The organism is Pectobacterium atrosepticum, from assembly GCA_019056595.1.
Taxonomy (GTDB): domain Bacteria; phylum Pseudomonadota; class Gammaproteobacteria; order Enterobacterales; family Enterobacteriaceae; genus Pectobacterium; species Pectobacterium atrosepticum.
Genome location: CP036163.1, coordinates 789,307 through 807,125 on the forward strand (window position 1 = coordinate 789,307; position 17,819 = coordinate 807,125).

The 17,819-nt window shown below is 54.8% G+C and carries 14 protein-coding genes and 1 tRNA gene; 6 read left to right on the forward strand and 9 right to left on the reverse strand.

What is annotated here, in order from left to right:
• Positions 1 to 9: 9 nt before the first annotated feature.
• The 5 genes from DCX48_04165 (at position 10) to DCX48_04185 (ending at position 4,826) form a co-directional block, all read left to right on the forward strand.
• A tRNA-Val gene (locus DCX48_04165) sits at positions 10 to 86 on the forward strand.
• 295 nt (positions 87 to 381) lie between these two features.
• A complete protein-coding gene (locus tag DCX48_04170) occupies positions 382 to 1,935 on the forward strand; it encodes an L-lactate permease (protein QXE13771.1) in 1,554 nt (517 codons plus the stop codon).
• 45 nt (positions 1,936 to 1,980) lie between these two features.
• Positions 1,981 to 2,700 (forward strand): (Fe-S)-binding protein, encoded by a 720-nt coding sequence (locus tag DCX48_04175; protein ID QXE13772.1) that lies wholly within the window; start codon positions 1,981 to 1,983, stop codon positions 2,698 to 2,700.
• Positions 2,701 to 2,709: 9 nt separating this feature from the next.
• Positions 2,710 to 4,131 (forward strand): iron-sulfur cluster-binding protein, encoded by a 1,422-nt coding sequence (locus tag DCX48_04180; protein ID QXE13773.1) that lies wholly within the window; start codon positions 2,710 to 2,712, stop codon positions 4,129 to 4,131.
• Positions 4,131 to 4,826 (forward strand): lactate utilization protein C, encoded by a 696-nt coding sequence (locus DCX48_04185; GenBank protein ID QXE13774.1) that lies wholly within the window; start codon positions 4,131 to 4,133, stop codon positions 4,824 to 4,826. Before DCX48_04180 ends, DCX48_04185 begins: the two co-directional genes overlap by 1 nt.
• Before the next feature lie 51 nt (positions 4,827 to 4,877).
• Here DCX48_04185 and uca read toward each other — a convergent pair whose 3' ends face one another.
• The 7 genes from uca to DCX48_04220 form a co-directional block, all read right to left on the reverse strand.
• Positions 4,878 to 8,480: an urea carboxylase gene (gene uca / locus DCX48_04190; GenBank protein ID QXE13775.1), complete on the reverse strand. Its 3,603-nt coding sequence runs from the start codon at positions 8,478 to 8,480 to the stop codon at positions 4,878 to 4,880.
• 242 nt (positions 8,481 to 8,722) lie between these two features.
• Complete coding sequence (locus DCX48_04195; GenBank protein ID QXE13776.1) at positions 8,723 to 9,358, reverse strand: urea carboxylase-associated family protein; 636 nt, start codon at positions 9,356 to 9,358, stop codon at positions 8,723 to 8,725.
• A gap of 11 nt (positions 9,359 to 9,369) precedes the next feature.
• Entirely contained in the window at positions 9,370 to 10,134 is a 765-nt protein-coding gene (locus DCX48_04200) for an urea carboxylase-associated family protein (GenBank protein QXE17145.1), read from the reverse strand.
• Between the two features lie 13 nt (positions 10,135 to 10,147).
• Positions 10,148 to 10,939: an ABC transporter ATP-binding protein gene (locus DCX48_04205; GenBank protein QXE13777.1), complete on the reverse strand. Its 792-nt coding sequence runs from the start codon at positions 10,937 to 10,939 to the stop codon at positions 10,148 to 10,150.
• Positions 10,936 to 11,751: an ABC transporter permease subunit gene (locus tag DCX48_04210; GenBank protein ID QXE13778.1), complete on the reverse strand. Its 816-nt coding sequence runs from the start codon at positions 11,749 to 11,751 to the stop codon at positions 10,936 to 10,938. The genes DCX48_04205 and DCX48_04210 overlap by 4 nt, the downstream gene beginning before the upstream one ends.
• A gap of 23 nt (positions 11,752 to 11,774) precedes the next feature.
• On the reverse strand, positions 11,775 to 12,833 hold the full coding sequence (locus tag DCX48_04215) for a lipid kinase (protein ID QXE13779.1): 1,059 nt from the start codon (positions 12,831 to 12,833) through the stop codon (positions 11,775 to 11,777).
• 343 nt (positions 12,834 to 13,176) lie between these two features.
• Positions 13,177 to 13,590, reverse strand: a complete 414-nt coding sequence (locus DCX48_04220) for a MarR family transcriptional regulator (GenBank protein QXE13780.1) — start codon at positions 13,588 to 13,590, stop codon at positions 13,177 to 13,179.
• An 81-nt stretch (positions 13,591 to 13,671) separates the two neighbouring features.
• On the opposite strand from DCX48_04220, the gene DCX48_04225 reads away from it, so the two are divergent.
• The gene (locus tag DCX48_04225) at positions 13,672 to 13,935 is read left to right on the forward strand and encodes a DUF3861 family protein (protein ID QXE13781.1); all 264 of its coding nucleotides are present in this window, start codon (positions 13,672 to 13,674) and stop codon (positions 13,933 to 13,935) included.
• An 85-nt stretch (positions 13,936 to 14,020) separates the two neighbouring features.
• Here the strand turns inward: DCX48_04225 and katG are convergent, their stop codons facing one another.
• A complete protein-coding gene (gene katG / locus DCX48_04230; GenBank protein ID QXE17146.1) occupies positions 14,021 to 16,195 on the reverse strand; it encodes a catalase/peroxidase HPI in 2,175 nt (724 codons plus the stop codon).
• 313 nt (positions 16,196 to 16,508) lie between these two features.
• Positions 16,509 to 17,639: a metallophosphoesterase gene (locus DCX48_04235; GenBank protein QXE13782.1), complete on the reverse strand. Its 1,131-nt coding sequence runs from the start codon at positions 17,637 to 17,639 to the stop codon at positions 16,509 to 16,511.
• Between the last annotated feature and the right edge of the window lie 180 nt (positions 17,640 to 17,819).

Sequence of the window (17,819 nt, forward strand, 5' to 3'; positions counted from 1 at the left end):
TATCTAAATGCGTTCATAGCTCAGTTGGTTAGAGCACCACCTTGACATGGTGGGGGTCGTTGGTTCGAGTCCAATTGAACGCACCATTCCTTGTTTTTCACTTCTCCATTCCTTTTGAATTACCGTTTATTTTCCCTCTTTTAATACAATAACCACCGTTATTCTCGGCGGTTTACTAGCTCAGTTTTCCTATCCCACCCAGTTAAATAACTAAATTAACCATTAAGTAACTAATTTCACACTCATTTCGCACTTCTTTGTTTCATCTGACCCGATTCAGCTAAAATTATTTAATAACCACTCATTATATAAGTGTATATAGCACCACGTTGGTATCCCTTGTTTTTTAACTTCTTAAAATCAGGATGTCAGGACACCGCTATGCACGATTATTTATATTTTTTGCTGGGTAGCTTCCCACTGTTGGTCATGATTGTTCTTATTCTCAAAATAAAAATGCCTATCCACCACGCAGTACTGATTACGCTGACGCTAACTGTCGTGATCACCGCCCTATTCTGGCATACGCCGCTGAAAACTCTGGGGCTAGCAGCAAGCTATGGCGCACTAAAAGGTCTATGGCCAATTATCATCGTTATTCTGGGTGCGATATACAGTTATAACCTGATGCAAAAAACACGCAGCATGGATGTACTACGGGATGTCCTTGCCAGTATCAGCGATGATAAACGTATTCAGGTATTGCTGATTTCATGGTGTTTTGGTGGTTTTCTCGAAGCGGCTGCGGGTTATGGCACCGCCGTTGCGATCCCCATCGGCATCCTTATCGCACTCGGTTTCGACCCGATGAAAGCGGCCATCGCCTCACTGGTCGCCAATACCGTCCCTACCGCTTTTGGTGCCGTCGGCATTCCGGTGTCTATTTTAGCGGAACAGGTTCACCTTTCGGTCACCACATTAAGCGCCACGGTGGTATTGCAACTGGCGTTATTCAACATTCTCCTGCCCTTTGTCATCATCGCGATCGTTGGCGGCGGCATTAAAGCCATTCGCGGCGTGTTCGCTATTACGCTGGTGTGCGGCGTAACCACGCTGGTGCCGCAGTATATTGTGGCCGTCCACCTCGGCGCCGAATTGCCCGCCTTCGCAGGCAGTTTAGTCAGCCTGGTTGCGGTTACGTTAATGGCAAAATGCCGTAAGAAAGAAACCGAAAAGACCTACCTTATCGACAGCGCTCAGCGCGCGTCCCTATCGGGCTATTCCGCCAGTCAACTGCTGCGCGCCTGTGCGATTTATATCCTGATTTTTACCTTTATTCTGCTTTGCTCTCCGCTATTTCCCGCTATCAAAAGCACCGTCTCTCAGGTGGCTTCCGTCATTCCCTTTTACCTGACGGACACACAGGTGCTGAAGTTGAAGATCGATTGGATTGCCACTCCCGGCGTCCTAATCATCATCGCCAGCCTGCTGGGCGGTTTTATACAAGGCGCGAATCTGGGGACCATGTTGAATGTCTTCGTCAGCACGGTAAAACAGCTTAGAAATTCGATTATCGCGATTACCGCCATCGTCGCCATGGCAACGGTAATGGATGTCAGCGGACTGATCGCCACATTGGCACAAACCCTGGTGGACGTAACCGGAGGGGGCTATCTGTTTATTGCCCCCGTGATTGGGGCGTTAGGTACTTTCGTCACTGGCAGCGACACCAATTCCAACGTGCTCTTTGGCAAGCTGCAAACCATGGCAGCGGAGAAGTTGCATGTCGATCCCGTCTGGCTGGCTGCGGCGAATACCGCAGGGGCCACCGGCGGCAAGATGATATCGCCGCAAAGTATCGCGATCGCGGTGTCGGCAACACGTATGGAAGGACAAGGCAGCGCGATCATGTCCGGTACGCTGAAGTATTGCGGCGTCTATATCATCATCCTTGGGCTCAAGGTCGGCCTGGTGTACTACCTGTTTATGGCCTGATATCACAATAAAAAATCCATCTACATTGAGTAATGGGAGTCTGTCGTGAATGTTAATTTTTTTGTTACCTGTATTGGTGACGCCCTTAAATCCCGTATGGCGCGTGATTCCGTACTGCTATTGGAGCAGTTGGGCTGCAACGTGCACTTTCCCGAAAAACAGTCATGTTGCGGGCAACCCGCCATCAACGGCGGTTATATCAACAGCGCCATTCCCGGTATGAAAAGCGTGATTGCCGCGCTGGAGGACAATGACGACCCGATCATTTCTCCCGCAGGTTCATGTATGAACGCCATCCGCCACTATCCCGAATATCTGGCCGATGAGCCCGAATGGGTGCTACGTGCCGAGCGTGTTGCCGAACGCATGAAAGATCTGACCTCGTTCATCGTCAATACGCTGGGCGTGACGGACGTCGGTGCACGTTTGTCGGGGACTGCGGTTTATCACCCCTCCTGTAGCCTGTTTCGCAAACTGGGCGTGCGAGAGGAGCCCATCGCGCTGCTCAGCCACGTTCAGGATTTACACTTACTGCCGTTTAAGGCAGAAGAAACCTGTTGCGGTTTCGGCGGCACATTTTCGGTGAAGATGGCAGAAATTTCCGGCGAAATGGTGAAAGAAAAAGTCAGCCATATGATGGAGGTCAAACCCGACTACCTGATTGGCGCCGATGTCAGTTGCCTGCTCAATATCGGTGGCCGAATGCAGCGTGAAGGCCACCCTGTCAAGGTGATGCACATCACCGAAGTTCTGATGAGCCGCTAAGGAGAGAATATGAGCCTAAAAACCAGCGATGTTAAATTTAAGGATCGTATTCAAACCCAGATTCACGATCCCATCATGCGTAAGGCGGTTGCCAACGCGCAGGAACGTATCGGCGCAAACCGTCAGAAAATGGTCGATGAGTTAGGCCATTGGGAAGCGTGGCGCGATCATGCCGCTCAGATTCGCGAGCATGTACTTAACAATCTCGATGCTTACCTTTATCAGCTATCAGAAAAAGTGACGTCCAACGGCGGACAGGTCTATTTCGCCAAAACCAAGGAAGATGCCACCCGTTACATTCTTCAGGTTGCTCAGGCTAACCATGCCAAAAAAGTCGTCAAAGCGAAATCGATGGTCACCGAAGAAATCGGTATGAATCACGTCTTGCAGCAGGCGGGGATTGAGGTTATCGAAACCGATCTGGGCGAATATATTCTGCAACTGGATCAAGACCCGCCTTCGCATGTCGTCGTTCCTGCCATCCATAAAGATCGCTACCAAATCCGCAAAGTACTGCACGAAAAGCTGGGCTATGACGGGCCAGAAACCCCAGAAGCCATGACGCTGTTCATTCGTCAGAAGATACGTGAGGATTTTCTCAGTGCGGAAGTCGGCGTCACCGGCTGTAACTTCGCGGTGGCGGAAACTGGCTCGGTCTGTCTGGTCACCAACGAAGGCAATGCGCGAATGTGTACCACGCTGCCAAAAACGCATATTGCGGTGATGGGGATGGAGCGGATTGCGCCGACCTTTGAGGAGGTGGACGTCTTGATCACCATGTTGGCGCGTAGTGCGGTCGGCGCGCGTCTGACGGGTTACAACACCTGGCTGACGGGGCCACGCGAAGCGGGACACGTTGATGGGCCGCAGGAATTTCATCTGGTGATTGTCGATAACGGTCGTTCACAGATTCTTGGCTCCGCGTTCCGCGATATTCTGCGCTGTATCCGCTGTGGTGCCTGCATCAACACCTGTCCTGCCTATCGTCATATCGGTGGACACGGCTACGGCTCTATTTATCCTGGCCCAATCGGTGCCGTCATTTCCCCCCTGCTGGGTGGCTATCAGGATTTCAAAGAACTGCCTTATGCCTGCTCGCTCTGTACCGCCTGCGATACTGTGTGTCCAGTCCATATTCCATTATCGTCACTGATTCTCAAGCACCGGCGCGTTATGGCGGAAAGCGGAATAACGCCAAAAGCCGAACAGCGCTTCACGAAACTCTTCAGCTACGTCAACAGTCACCCGATGCTGTGGAAGGTCGGAATGATCGCCGGAGCCCATGCCGCAGGCTGGTTTATTAAAAACGGTAAAACACGCATTGAGATGGGTGCTATCGGTGAATGGACGGAAGCGCGCGATCTGCCAGATGCAGACGGCGAAAGCTTCCGCAGCTGGTTTAAGAAACATCAGGCAAGAGGAAAGAAATAATGGAAAACCGAGATAGTTTTCTGGCTGATATTGCCCGCCAGCTCGGACGCAAGGTGCGCCACATTCCCGCTTCGTTGCCAAGGCCTGCCAGCCATCATGCTCGTACTCGATTAACCGATCTGAGCGTACAGCAGCGTTGTGATGCGTTTATAGATGTCGCGACTAACGTCATGCTAGCGCACTGCGAAATCGTCAGCGAAGCCGACGCAGCGCAGGCCGCGCTGCAATTGTGCGATAAATACGGCCACGCGCCCGTGATCGTCAGCGACGATCGGCGTTTAGAGGCATTAGGGATCACCGCGTGCTTGCAGCGTGAATGTCAGGCCAGCGTATGGGATCCCAGCGTGGGAGAAGAAAATCTGCGGCTGGCGGAGCAAGCCAAAGTCGGCGTAGTCTACGCGGAGTATGGCCTAACCGAATCAGGCGGCGTAGTGCTATTTTCCGCACCACAACGAGGACGCGCCGTCAGCCTGTTGCCGGAATCCTCTCTCTTTGTACTGCGAAAAAGCACATTGTTACCCCGTATCGCTCAGTTGGCGCAGCACCTGCATCACATGGCGCAACAAGGCGAGCGTATGCCATCGTGCATTAATATTATTGGTGGCCCGAGCTCCACAGCCGATATTGAACTGATCAAAGTAGTCGGCGTACACGGGCCGATTAATGCCGCCTATCTGATCGTTGAGGACTGTTAACACTAAAGCAGGCGGCCTCATTTCGCCGCCTGCAAAGATCCGGTGCAAGACTTATCCCTGAGACTCAATCACCACCACGCACTGCCCTGCACGAACGGACGCTCCAGGCTGGCAGCGAATCTCTCGAACCCTGCCGTGCTGCGGCGACACAATCGGGATCTCCATTTTCATGGATTCGAGGATCATCAGCGTTTCCCCTTCAGCTACCGTCTTACCCACTTCGGTAGCCACCTGCCAGAGGTTGCCGGCAATCGGGCTTTCCACGCCGACCTGCCCCGGCTGGATCGGCATTTCGCTCGTTTCCTCAATCACGGCGTCCACACTATCCGTCACCGATTGGCCGGCAATACGCCAGCGCTCACGCTCCGCCTCAAACGCTGCCCGCTGGCGCACGCGGAATGTCTCGATGTCTTCCGCTTCCCGCGACAGGAAATCCTGATAGGCGCTTAGCGCCAATTCACTTTGCTCGATCCGCAGCGGATAACGCCCTAGCGGGAAATCCCGTCGGATGGATAACAATTCATCAGCCGACACCGGATAAAAGCGAATTTGGTCGAAGAAGCGCAGCAGCCACGGTTTACCGTCAAAGGCGTCAACGTCGCGATAACGATCCCACATTTGCAGCGTGCGTCCGACAAACTGGTAGCCGCCCGGCCCTTCCATGCCATAAACGCACAGATAAGCGCCGCCAATCCCCACCGAGTTTTCCGCCGTCCAAGTGCGCGCCGGGTTATATTTGGTGGTGACTAAACGGTGACGCGGATCCAGCGGCGTTGCCACCGGTGCGCCGAGGTAAACGTCGCCCAGCCCCATGACCAGATAGCTGGCCTCAAACACCGTTCGATAAACCTCATCGAGATTATCCAGTTCGTTAATACGGCGGATAAATTCAAGGTTGCTTGGGCACCAGGGCGCATCGCTGCGTACCGTGATCATGTATTTCTGAATCGCCAGTTGGCAGGCAGGGTCGTCCCAGGACAGTGGCAGATAAACCACCCGCGATGGCACGGTCAGATTTTGCTGGGCGCAAACGGCCAACCATAGCGAGGAAAGCCCCTCCAGCAGAGGCGACAATGCCAGCGTTTCAGGACGATAGTGCACCTGCAACGAGCGAATACCCGGCGTGATATCAATGATGCCATCAAGCGTTTGTTGTTCCAGCGCCATCATCAGCGCATGAACGCGAAAACGCAGCGCTACGTCCAGCTCCGCCGCCCCCACTTCCAGCAGTAGATGCGTATCACCGGACAGCCTTGCAACCAGCCGCTTATCCGCGTCACCGATATCCAATACCACCGGAGAAATGAGCGCGGCAGGCGACCAGTCGATGTTGATCGGCGCAAGCTGTTCTACCTCAGCATGACACGCCAATGCCAGCGAACGCGCCGTAGCGAGATCGACGGGAATAAAGCGCACGCGATCGCCAGCATTAAGCTGCCCCAGCGCCCACAAGTCGGCTTCGATCACCGTCACCGGACAGACGAAACCGCCCAGACTCGGGCCATCCGGCCCCAGAATAACCGGCATATCGCCGGTGAAATCCACCGCCCCGATGGCATACGGGTTGTCGTGAATGTTCGAAGGGTGCAGCCCCGCCTCTCCGCCGCTATCGCGTACCCACTCCGGTTTCGGCCCAGTCAGGCGTACGCCCGTACGGCTGGAGTTAAAATGCACTTCCCATTCAGTGGTGAGAAAAGTGTCCATATAGGCAGGCGTAAAATAGTCGGGTGCGGCATGCGGGCCGTAAATCACGCGCAGTTCACGCACCGCAGACAACGTGGTGCGTAACGCATCCGGCAGGCGGTCACCAACTCGTCTGTCCGCCAGCGCAGCAAGGTGTAAAACATCCCCCGCCCGTAGCGCACGCCCGGCATGGCCGCCAAACTGTCCCAGCGTGAAGGTGCTTTTACTGCCAAGGTAATCCGGCACCTCGATACCACCGCGCAGGCAGAGATAACTGCGTACGCCCTGTTCCTGCATTGCCCCTAAACGCAGGCTGGCACCAGCCGGTATCGCAAACACGCGATCCATCGGGATGGGCTGGTCGTCTATCTCAATAGCAATCGCCGCTCCCGTAACAACTGCCACCGCATCGGTGTTAAAACGCAATGTCGGCCCGTTCATCGTGACCTCCAGCGCGGCCGTCCCCGCCGGATTTCCCACGAGTCGATTCCCTAAACGCAGCGCGCGATCGTCCATCGGACCCGACGGTGGCACGCCGACCGACCAGTATCCGAGACGTCCGGGATAGTCCTGTACGGTGGTTTGCGTACCCGCACTCACCACTTCGCAGGTTGTCGCCTTATAGGCCAACGCATCCAAACAGCGCGTCCACGGCTGGCCGCTGGCAAACGGTTCTGCCGCCAGAATCTGACGCAGATAGTCACGATTGTGCTCAACGCCGTAGACCCGCGTCTCTGCCAGCGCGCGATCCAGCCCGGCCATCGCCTGCTCGCGGGTTGGCGCGCAGGCGATAATCTTAGCCAGCATCGGGTCGAAAAACGGGGGGATATCGCACCCTGCCGTCACCCAGGTATCGATGCGCAGGCGGTGTTCTTCTGACGCGGGGAATTCGACTTCCGTCAATAATCCCGGTGATGGTTGGAACTGTTTGCCCGGATCTTCGGCATATAAACGCGCCTGAATCGCATGACCACGCGGATTCAGTTGAGCTGCCAGCTCACGCAACGGCGGCAGATCCCCTGCGGCCAGTTCAATCATCCACCGTACCAGATCCACACCCCAAACCTGCTCCGTTACGCCGTGCTCGACCTGTAGGCGCGTGTTGACTTCAAGAAAATAAAAACGGTCGGTCGCACTGTCATAGACGAACTCCACCGTCCCCGCACTGCGGTAATTCACCGCCTGCGCCAGACAGATTGCCGCAGAACACAGCGCGTCAGCGACGCCGTCCGGCAGATTGGGCGCAGGCGTTTCTTCAATGACTTTCTGGTTACGACGCTGTACCGAGCAGTCCCGAACGCCCAGCGCCAGCACGTCGCCCTGACCATCACCAAAAATCTGTACCTCAAGATGCCGGGCACGTTCGATATATTTTTCGATGAAAACGCCCGCATCGCTGAAATTGTTCTGTCCCAGCCGTTTTACCGTTTCAAACGCCTCGGACAGTTCCGTGGCGCTATAGCAGACGCGCATCCCAATCCCGCCACCACCGGCCGTGCTTTTGAGCATGACTGGGTAGCCAATCTCTGCCGCCGCGCACAGGGCGGCATCAATATTTTCCAGCAGTTCAGTGCCTTCCAGCACCGGGACGTGGTATTTCTTCGCCAGCGCGCGCGCCGTATGTTTTAAGCCAAATACGCGCAGCTGCTGCGGCGTCGGCCCAACAAAGGCAATTTGTGCCGTTTCACAGGCTTCGGCAAATGCCGCATTCTCAGATAGAAAGCCATATCCCGGATGGATGGCCTGCGCGCCACTGCGCTGCGCCGCCGATAAAATTTTCGCGACATCCAAATAGGTATGAGCCGCCGCGCCCTCTCCCAGACTAATGGCTTCATCGGCGTCCTGAATATGCAGGCTACTGATATCGGCATCAGAATAGACCGCGACGCCACGGACGTTCATCTCGCGCAGCGAACGCAGAATACGGCACGCAATCGCACCACGGTTAGCAATCAGAAGTGTGTCGAACATACGCTAGACTCATGCAAGGGCAGGTCGTCCCGCCAAAATGCGATCCGCATGATGGTCGTCCATCGCGGTAACGGTCAAAGGATGCAGAGGCGTGCTACCACACCGGAATCATCCGGTTTTGTCAGACGGAGAACGGCTCGTCGACGGCAGAAAATACCGGTTCGCCCTCGCTTCCAATGCACTCACCAGCCACACTTTCACACGCTGCCATCGCGTATGTTTTTCACGGCCTCGATCCGGCGTCAGTTCCATACCAGCACCTCCGCTGGCGTCGGATTCCAACCATTGCACGGATTATTCAGCTGCGGGCAGTTGGAAATCAGCACGATGACATCCGTTTCAGCGCGTAACTCCACGTATTTCCCCGGTGCGGAAATGCCATCCTCGAAGGTCAGTCCGCCTTCCGCCGTTACCGGCACGTTCATAAAGAAGTTGATGTTCGCGCCAATGTCCTTTTTGTTCAGGCGACCATCGTGCAGGCAGGCACAGAGAAAGTTGTCACGGCAGCTGTGCATGTAGCGTCGGTCGAGCGCATAGCGCACCGTGTTGCTCTCTTGCGCACAGGCACCGCCAAGCGTGTCATGTTGACCGCAGGTGTCGGCGACGATCGTCAACAACGGATTGCCAAGGTTGGAATACAGCACACTACCGGTCGTCAGGTAGACGTTATTCTGGCGGCGCATCGTACGTTGAGGATCGTAGCGTTCACGTGGGTCGCTGACGCGATAGAACAGCGTATCCACCGCCTGATTGCCTTCTAAATCCAGCAGCCGCAGCGTCTGCCCCTGTTTTACTTCGAACAGATAGGGTTCTCCGGCTGGGATGACATGGCGGAAGACCGCGTCCTCGGCCATTTTGTTGCTGGCAATTAATGTCATGTCCGGCCTCCTTACAGGTAATCGCGTTCGGTATTGTGAAACGCGCGTGCATTTTCCTCACGGAACTCACGGCAGTATTTGGCAACATCCTCGCTTTCTGCTCGGCTCCAGGTGAGTGCAATTGGACGCGGCGCATACGTCGGGTTGGGATCCATCGGGTGTTGCAAGGCCGTCAGCACGACCAGTGTGTCCATCGGTGCATACAGCTCGATGTAGTTGCCCGCTTGAGAATGATTGGCGTGAAAGTGAAACTGCCCCTGCGCATTCACCGTGACTTTGCTGAACAGGTTGATCGCCATCAGTAGATCTTGCAGGTTGAGATTCCATTTCCCCATTTCGACCAGCAGGTTATCCATGCCGTTACGGAAAAAGCCGTTGCGCAATTCCTGATAGCGCCCCTGCCCGTATTTTTCATGCACCTCCTGCGCATTGAGCACGCCGCCAACGCTGTCGTGCCAGCCGCAGGTATCGGTAACGATCGCCGCCAGTACCCGTCCCATATCAGAGTAAAGGCAGTGCCCTACCGTTAATTTGGCGGTGTGTTGCCCTTTCAGGGTATCCGGCAGGTTTAAACGTTCGCTGGTCTGGTGAGCGTTAAACAGCAGCAAGCCCACATTGCCGCCGCCTTCCACATCGGTTATCCGCAGAATCTGTCCGCGCTTGAGGATGACGGAGGTATGGCCTCCACCCGGTACCGTTTCTTCATCCAACGTTGACCGGCCTGTCGATGTATTTTTCGATGCGTGTGTGTCTGTTAATACCTGTATCTCTGTCATCACAGAAAGCTCCTTAAACGGGGGATGTCGCCGCACTGACAACAGGAGACAGCGGCGTAAAGGCGCGCTGGCGCGTAGCGAGACGTTCCTGATTCAGCGGTATGTCATAAGTAATACGAGCGCCATAGGCTTCAGGCGCATGGGGATCGACGCGCACTTTGTCGAACACCAGCAAACGTGTGCCGAGGTGGAATCCTTCCGGCAAATCGTGGGTGACCATGAAGACCGTTAAGCGGGTTTCCCGCCACAGCTCCAGCAGTAAGGTATGCATATCGCCGCGAATACCGGGGTCCAACGCCCCAAACGGTTCATCGAGCAACAGGATGCGCGGCTGGACAATAAACGCCTGAGCAATCGCAAGCCGCTGCTGCATCCCCCCGGAAAGCTGATTGGGATATTTGTTCATCGCATGTCCAAGCCCGACGCGTTCCAGCATGCGAGCAGCACTGTCACGCACCTCCTGCTTACGCCGTCCGAACAGCCTGCCGAACCAAGGGGAGCGCGGTATTTCCAGCCCAATCACCACGTTTTCCAACACGGTTAAATGTGGGAAAACCGAATAGCGCTGAAACACCACACCGCGGCTGGCATCCGGCTCGGCGGGCAGCGTTTTCCCTTCGAGCCGCACTTCGCCACGACTGGGCGTTTCCTGCCCCAGCAGCAGGCGCAAAAAGGTGGATTTACCGCAGCCGGATGCACCGACCATCGTGCAAAACTCCCCTTCCTCGACGTTCAGATTCAACCGTTCCAGCACAACGTGGGCGCCGTACTCCTGCCAGATGTTATCGATCTCGATAAAACTCATGCTTTGCTTTCCTCTGACCACGGGAACCAACGGCGATGTAGCCAGCGCAGTGCCATATCCATCAGCCATGCCAGCAACGTGATCCATACGACGTAAGGCAGAATCACGTCCATCGCCAGATAGCGGCGTACCAAAAAGATGCGGTAACCCAGCCCAGCCGCTGCCGAAATTGCTTCGGCAGAAATCAGGAACAGCCACGCTGCACCCAGCAGCAGCCGCAGGGAAATCAACAGCCGTGACAGCAGTTGCGGCAGGATGACGCGCAACACCACCACCCAGCTGTTCGCCCCCAGCGTTTGCGCTTTGATCAGCATTTCCTGTGGGATATTGCGGGCACGCTGTTCGAGATCGCGTGCCAGCATCGGCGTGACGCCAATGACGATCAACATCACTTTCGAGAGTTCATCGAGCCCGAAGACGATGAAAAGAATGGGTAAAATCGCCAGCGGCGGGATCATCGACAGCACCGTCATCAGCGGCGAGAGTGACGCACGGAACAGCGGAAAAGCCCCTGCCGCAATCCCAAACAGCAGACTCAACAGGCTGGCGATGCCGAGCCCCAGTGCAAGACGTATCAGACTGGCCTGCGTATCCAGCCAGAACAGATAATCTCCGCTACGTTTGTCTTCGGTAAATGCCATGCGCTGAATTGCCTCGGCCATTTGCCCAAGACTTGGCAGCAGTTTGTCATTGGGATTGGCTTCCAGCCGCAGCGCTGAACCCACGAGGTACAGCACCAGCAACACGGTAAACGGCAGCAGGACAAGCAGCAGCCGTCCGCCCCGGCTGGGGGAGCGATTGATCAAGCGCACGATAGTCTCTCCAGTCTGCGAGGTCAGAGTTTGTTCTCTGCGGCCAGACGAACGAAGGTGTCGTCAAAGCGCAGTTTCACATTGGCGCTGTCACCTTGCGTGATCTGCCCAGGGAACGTCATGCCGATAAAATCGGCACTCTGTGCGCCAGTGCCGAGCAACCCTTTATCAAAGGAGAAATCCGCAACGCGTTTCATGGTGTTCGGGAGATCGGCGCTGGTCAGAAACGCCAGATTGTCCTGCGCGGAATAAAACAGATGAGTGGTTTTTAGCTGTGCCTGATAACCGGCTAAATCGGTACCGGAGGCGGCTGCCATCGATTCCAACGCGGGTTTGTCACCCGCTTTCATTAGCGACATCATTTCAAACCAGGCACCGGCCAGCGCTTTACCCAGCGCCGGATTCTCTTGCAGCGTCTGCGTGTTCACGACCATCATGTCGATCAGCTCGCCGGGGATCTGACCGGACTGAAAGACTTCCGAGGTATCCGGCTGGCTTTTAATCGCGGAAAGCTGTGGGTTCCAGGCGACAACCGCCTGTACGCTGCGGGTGGCGAAGGCGGCAACAATATCGGCATCCGACGTGTTGACGACGGTGACATCCCGCTCACGCAATCCGGCGGTTTCCAGACCGCGCACCAGCAGGTAATGAGAAACGGAGAGTTCAGGCAGATTGACCTTCATCCCACGCAAGTCGCTTAGCGTTTTCCCTTTGCCCTTGAGTACGATGCCGTCATTACCTGCGGAGAAACTGCCAAGCAGCAACGCCGTGGTATCCACACCGCCCGAAGCCGGAATGGTCAGCGCATCCATATTGGTCATGGTGCAGCCGTCAAACTGTCCAGCGGTGTATTGATTGATCGACTCGACGTAGTCGTTAAGCTGGGTAACCTTAATTTTGATGCCGTACTTGTCGGCCCATTTATCGATAATGCCCTGCGTGCCGATGACGCCCCACGGCATCCAGCCAGCATAGATAGTCCAGCACACGTTGAATTGCGTTTTAGGCGCAGCCTGTGAAGGGAAGCTCAGCAGCGCTGAGAGACTGAGGACGCAAACGCCCAGTAAACGAGATAAGTTCATGCCAGACCTCCAGTTGAGTAGGAAAAAAGCGGGAACAGCGCGACACCATGGGTGTTGCTGTCTCCCGGGCTTTTGTCCCGCCGTGTAACCTCAACTGGAGGTCGCCAGCTCTCGGACCAGACATCCATATTGCATGGATCGGAACCCTAGCCAGCTATTCAGGTTGTTCAGCGCCCTATGTGGTGCTGTCCCGAAGAGATAAGAGCAAAATGCGTGCCAGCACCGCAAATGCCGGTACGGCTGGCGTTTATGCAGGGAAGAACCCCGTTCTCGCGCCATCGCGGTGCAGCAGTACGATGAGTACGCCTCACGGCAGTGCAGAGATCGTCAGTTGGCACAGGATTTAGTGTTTCGCATCGCTCGCCGCTATTTTTTCCAGCAGCGCACTGAACATGGCTTGTTCTTCAGAGGACAGCGCCTGAAGCATTCGCGCCTCTATCTGCTTTTCCTGATGCAGAAAAACCTGCGTAAATGCGGCGCCCTTATCGGACAAACTGAGCCACACGCTGCGTCCATCATCCGGGTTATCAATCTTGCGGACATAATTACGTTTAACCAGCTCCGCCACCATTCGGGTGATCTGCGCCTTATCGCGTCCTACAGCTTTCGCCAGCGACTGAGGCGTAATCCGCCCTTCCATCGCGATGATCTTACATAGCCGAATGTGCACGACATCCAGACTTATATCGTGCGCTTTCATCTGTTCCTGCATCTGTGCCTTATAGCTTTCTAATAAGGAAAAAAGCGCTTTCATCATAATTTATTGACTCAGTCAACCAATGATCATATAGTTGATTTTATCAACTATCCATCACGAGTTCAATTTACTGAGGCCACAATGGGAAACATCTATCAGATTACGGTGGAAGAAAAAGCCGAGCACCAACGCACGCTGTCGTTTGAATTCTCGCTTCACGACGACCTGTTCAAGCTACTGGAAAAAGTCGATGGCAAGATGGACATGACGCCGGAACAAACGCAGGCCTTTATGGTGGGATTGAAGCTGTTTGGAGAGGTGATGATGCAGCAAAGAAAACATCCGCTATTTAAGGAATTTTCTGCCCCGTTCAGAGCGTTCATGATGAACCTGAAGAAACAGTAATCTGTACAGACACACCGAAATGCATCACAGTAGAAAATGATTCTCCCCACGCGGCACAAGCGCCCGCGCAGGGAGTGGTTACGTCTTACTCTGCCAGATCGAAGCGATCCGCATTCATCACTTTCACCCAGGCAGCAACAAAGTCATTCACAAACTTCTCTTTGCTGTCGTCCTGTGCGTAAACTTCAGCGTAGGCCCGCAGAATGGAGTTGGAACCAAAGACCAGATCCAGACGCGTCGCCGTCCATTTGACTTCACCCGTTTTGCGATCGCGGATTTCATACAGGTCTTTGCGGTAAGGCTTCCACGTGTATTTCATGTCGGTCAGATTGACGAAGAAATCATTCGTCAGCGCCCCTTCACGATCGGTAAATACACCGTGCTTCGTACCGCCGTAGTTGGTTCCCAGCACGCGCAGGCCGCCCACCAATACCGTCATCTCATTCGCTGTCAGCCCCATCAGTTGGGTACGGTCGAGCATCAGCTCTTCTACGCTAACGGCATAATCTTTCTTCAACCAGTTACGATAGCCGTCATGGATCGGTTCGAGGACATCGAAAGACTCCACATCAGTCAGGGCATCGGTGGTGTCGCCACGTCCCGGCGCAAAAGGCACCGTCACCTGTACGCCAGCCGCTTTTGCCGCTTTCTCAATCCCCACATTACCTGCCAGCACAATGGTATCAGCCACGCTGGCTCCCGTTGCGGCCGCAATACTTTCCAAAACGACTAATACGCGCGCCAGACGCGCAGGTTCATTCCCTACCCAGTCTTTCTGCGGGGCAAGACGAATGCGCGCACCGTTGGCACCGCCGCGCATATCGGAGCCACGGAACGTACGGGCGCTGTCCCAGGCGGTTGCCACCAGCTCGCTAATGGAAAGGCTGCTTTCCGCAATGCGTGCTTTGACAAGATCGACATCATAGTCGGTACGGCCCGCCGGAACCGGATCCTGCCACAGTAAATCTTCCTGCGGCACATCTGGGCCAACGTAGCGCGCTTTCGGCCCCATATCGCGGTGCGTCAGTTTGAACCACGCTCGGGCAAATACTTCGGAGAAGTAGGCCTGATCCCGAGAGAAGCGCTCGGAAATTTTGCGATATTCTGGGTCAACTTTCAGTGCCATATCGGCATCGGTCATCATCGGGTTGTAGCGAATAGACGGGTCTTCAACGTCAACCGGTTTATCTTCTTCTTTAATGCTGACAGGCTCCCACTGTGACGCGCCCGCTGGACTCTTTCTCAGTTCCCATTCGTGATTCAACAGCATTTGGAAGAAGCCGTTGTCCCATTGTGTCGGATGCGTCGTCCAGGCACCTTCCAGCCCGCTGGTTACGGTATGGCGACCTTTGCCCGACCCCGCCGGGTTATGCCAGCCGAGACCTTGTTCTTCAACATCCGCACTTTCTGGTGCCGCGCCCAGCAGGCTGGCATCGCCGTTGCCGTGGGTTTTACCAACCGTATGTCCACCCGCCGTCAGGGCGACGGTTTCTTCATCATTCATTGCCATACGAGAAAACGTAACGCGCATGTCTTGTGCGGTACGCAGCGGATCGGGATTACCGTCGACGCCTTCTGGGTTAACGTAAATCAGCCCCATCTGTACGGCAGCCAGCGGATTCTCCAGAGAGGTACGATCGTCGCTGCCATAGCGTTCAGTACTTTTTGCCAGCCACTCTTTTTCCGCTCCCCAGTAGGTATCTTTTTCCGGTTGCCAGATATCTTCACGACCAAAAGCGAAGCCGAAGGTTTTCAGCCCCATGGATTCATAGGCGATAGTGCCCGCCAGAATAATCAGGTCTGCCCAACTGAGTTTATTGCCGTATTTTCTTTTGATTGGCCACAGTAAACGGCGCGCTTTATCGAGGCTGACGTTATCCGGCCAGGAGTTAAGCGGTGCAAAGCGCTGGTTACCCGTTCCGCCGCCACCGCGACCGTCAGTTGTGCGGTAGGATCCCGCCGAGTGCCAGGCCATACGAATCATCAGGCCGCCGTAGTGCCCCCAATCCGCTGGCCACCACTCCTGGCTGTCGGTCATCAGTGTATGCAGGTCTTTTTTGAGGGCATCGACATCGAGGGTTTTAAGGGCTTCACGGTAGCTGAAATCGCTGCCTAACGGGTTGGTTTTGGTGTCGTGCTGATGAAGAATATCGAGATTGAGGGCATTGGGCCACCAGTCCGTGTTTGATGAGCCAGTAGAAGTATTTCCGCCGTGCATAACCGGACACTTGCCGGTTGGTTTCGTTTTATTCTCGTCCATCATTATCTCCCAGTATGTTGCATTGCCTTAATCGCTGCGCCAGAAAGTGGGTCGTTCTCCGATAGCCTTGTCATGTGACAACGGAGCCTTCACCTATTCCCTCTTCTTGATGCAAGACAGTGCCAGAGTCTCCCTATCATTTATAATTGTATATACTAACTTCTGCGATAGCTTAACCTGATGAAAAGCAGCTCAATCGCACATTTTTCCTATCTGCATCAATAATCTTGCGGATAGAACGGCTTGCGATAATGAGTCTGCTTGTGATCGCGGCCTCTTTCAAGAAGCCGCTGATTCAGCTACCACAAAAAAACTACAGCGCAGGCGAACGGAGTATGAACTGGGTAATTTCGGCGCGTTTCCCTAATCGGATCGGAAAGCCGTTCCACAGACCTGCGCCATTGCTCACGTATAAATGCATGCCATCGACGTCATAGCTGCCTGAAACATAGCCTTCATTCGCTAACTGCGTCACCCAATGCATGCCTAGCACCTGTCCGCCGTGCGTATGGCCGGAAAGCTGTAAATCGGCTCCGGCACGCGCGTTCTCTTTCGCCCCCGTGGGTCGATGGCTCAGCAGAACGACGGCGCTGTCGGGCGATATACCCTCAAGCGCAGCACGAGTATCCGGCAGCAGTTGTTGAAAATCCGCAGCAGTGCGATCGGTGATACCCGCCAGTACAAACGCGGCATTATCACGACTAATCGACACATGTTCATTGAGCAACATCCGTAAACCCAACGCATTCAACCGTTGCACCCATTGCGTATATTCCACGTAATACTCATGGTTGCCCACGATGGCAAACACGCCGTGTGGCGCAGTCAGGTTACGCAGCGGCTCCATATCATCGTGACGGGCGCTGACGGTGCCATCGGCCAGATCGCCGGTAATCACTGTTAGATCGGGCTTAAGCGCATTAGTTTTTGCTACCACTGCTTCCATCCAAGGGCGCTGCAACAGACGGCTGGCATGTAAATCCGTTAGCTGCACCAGTCGGAAACCGTCCAGCGCTGGCGGCAGGTGTTTTAATTCAACCTCTACCGTGCGAACTTCAGGAACACGTACCGCTTCCCACACTCCAATAGCCGCCAGCCCCATCGCCACAGCGGCAATGCCGCCACGCAGCACCATGTTGTTCAGCAGAATATTTCCAGCTGACGGGGATAAAAAACGCACCACGACGCCGAGAAGATCGACGGCCAACAGCAGGAATGCAGATATCAACAGCGCGCCGAAAGCCCATCCCAGCAGCATCAGGACGAATGCAGGCACTTCAGGCGATGCCATCGTGCCAAAAAAGGTGCGCGTAATTAGGTGATGCTGTGAAACCAGCAGCAGTAACACCGCCAGCATGCGCTTTACAGGCACCCCGACACGTAAGCGCCAGACCAGACGCCAGATAACATAGAGGGCAATGAGCCCAGTAATGACATGAAACACGGATGTTTTCTCTCTTTATCGGTGATATCGGTATATTGACGCGGACATTATTTCCCAAGGAAATGTTTATAGTGTCCACTAAGATCGTGTCAAGCCGTTTACCTCGCGGCTCACACATTGCGGATCAACGCAGTAGAGGTGTTGTGTTGCCAGAAGGGGCAGATTAACATGGCGCGATTC

Coding starts and splice junctions, on each gene's coding strand:
- DCX48_04180 (QXE13773.1), top strand. CDS start 2,710: ATGAGCCTAAAAACCAGCGATGTTAAATTTAAGGATCGTATTCAAACC.
- DCX48_04225 (QXE13781.1), top strand. CDS start 13,672: ATGGGAAACATCTATCAGATTACGGTGGAAGAAAAAGCCGAGCACCAA.
- DCX48_04170 (QXE13771.1), top strand. CDS start 382: ATGCACGATTATTTATATTTTTTGCTGGGTAGCTTCCCACTGTTGGTC.
- katG (QXE17146.1), bottom strand. CDS start 16,195: ATGGACGAGAATAAAACGAAACCAACCGGCAAGTGTCCGGTTATGCAC.
- DCX48_04215 (QXE13779.1), bottom strand. CDS start 12,833: ATGAACTTATCTCGTTTACTGGGCGTTTGCGTCCTCAGTCTCTCAGCG.
- DCX48_04200 (QXE17145.1), bottom strand. CDS start 10,134: ATGACAGAGATACAGGTATTAACAGACACACACGCATCGAAAAATACA.
- DCX48_04195 (QXE13776.1), bottom strand. CDS start 9,358: ATGACATTAATTGCCAGCAACAAAATGGCCGAGGACGCGGTCTTCCGC.
- DCX48_04185 (QXE13774.1), top strand. CDS start 4,131: ATGGAAAACCGAGATAGTTTTCTGGCTGATATTGCCCGCCAGCTCGGA.
- DCX48_04220 (QXE13780.1), bottom strand. CDS start 13,590: ATGATGAAAGCGCTTTTTTCCTTATTAGAAAGCTATAAGGCACAGATG.
- DCX48_04205 (QXE13777.1), bottom strand. CDS start 10,939: ATGAGTTTTATCGAGATCGATAACATCTGGCAGGAGTACGGCGCCCAC.
- uca (QXE13775.1), bottom strand. CDS start 8,480: ATGTTCGACACACTTCTGATTGCTAACCGTGGTGCGATTGCGTGCCGT.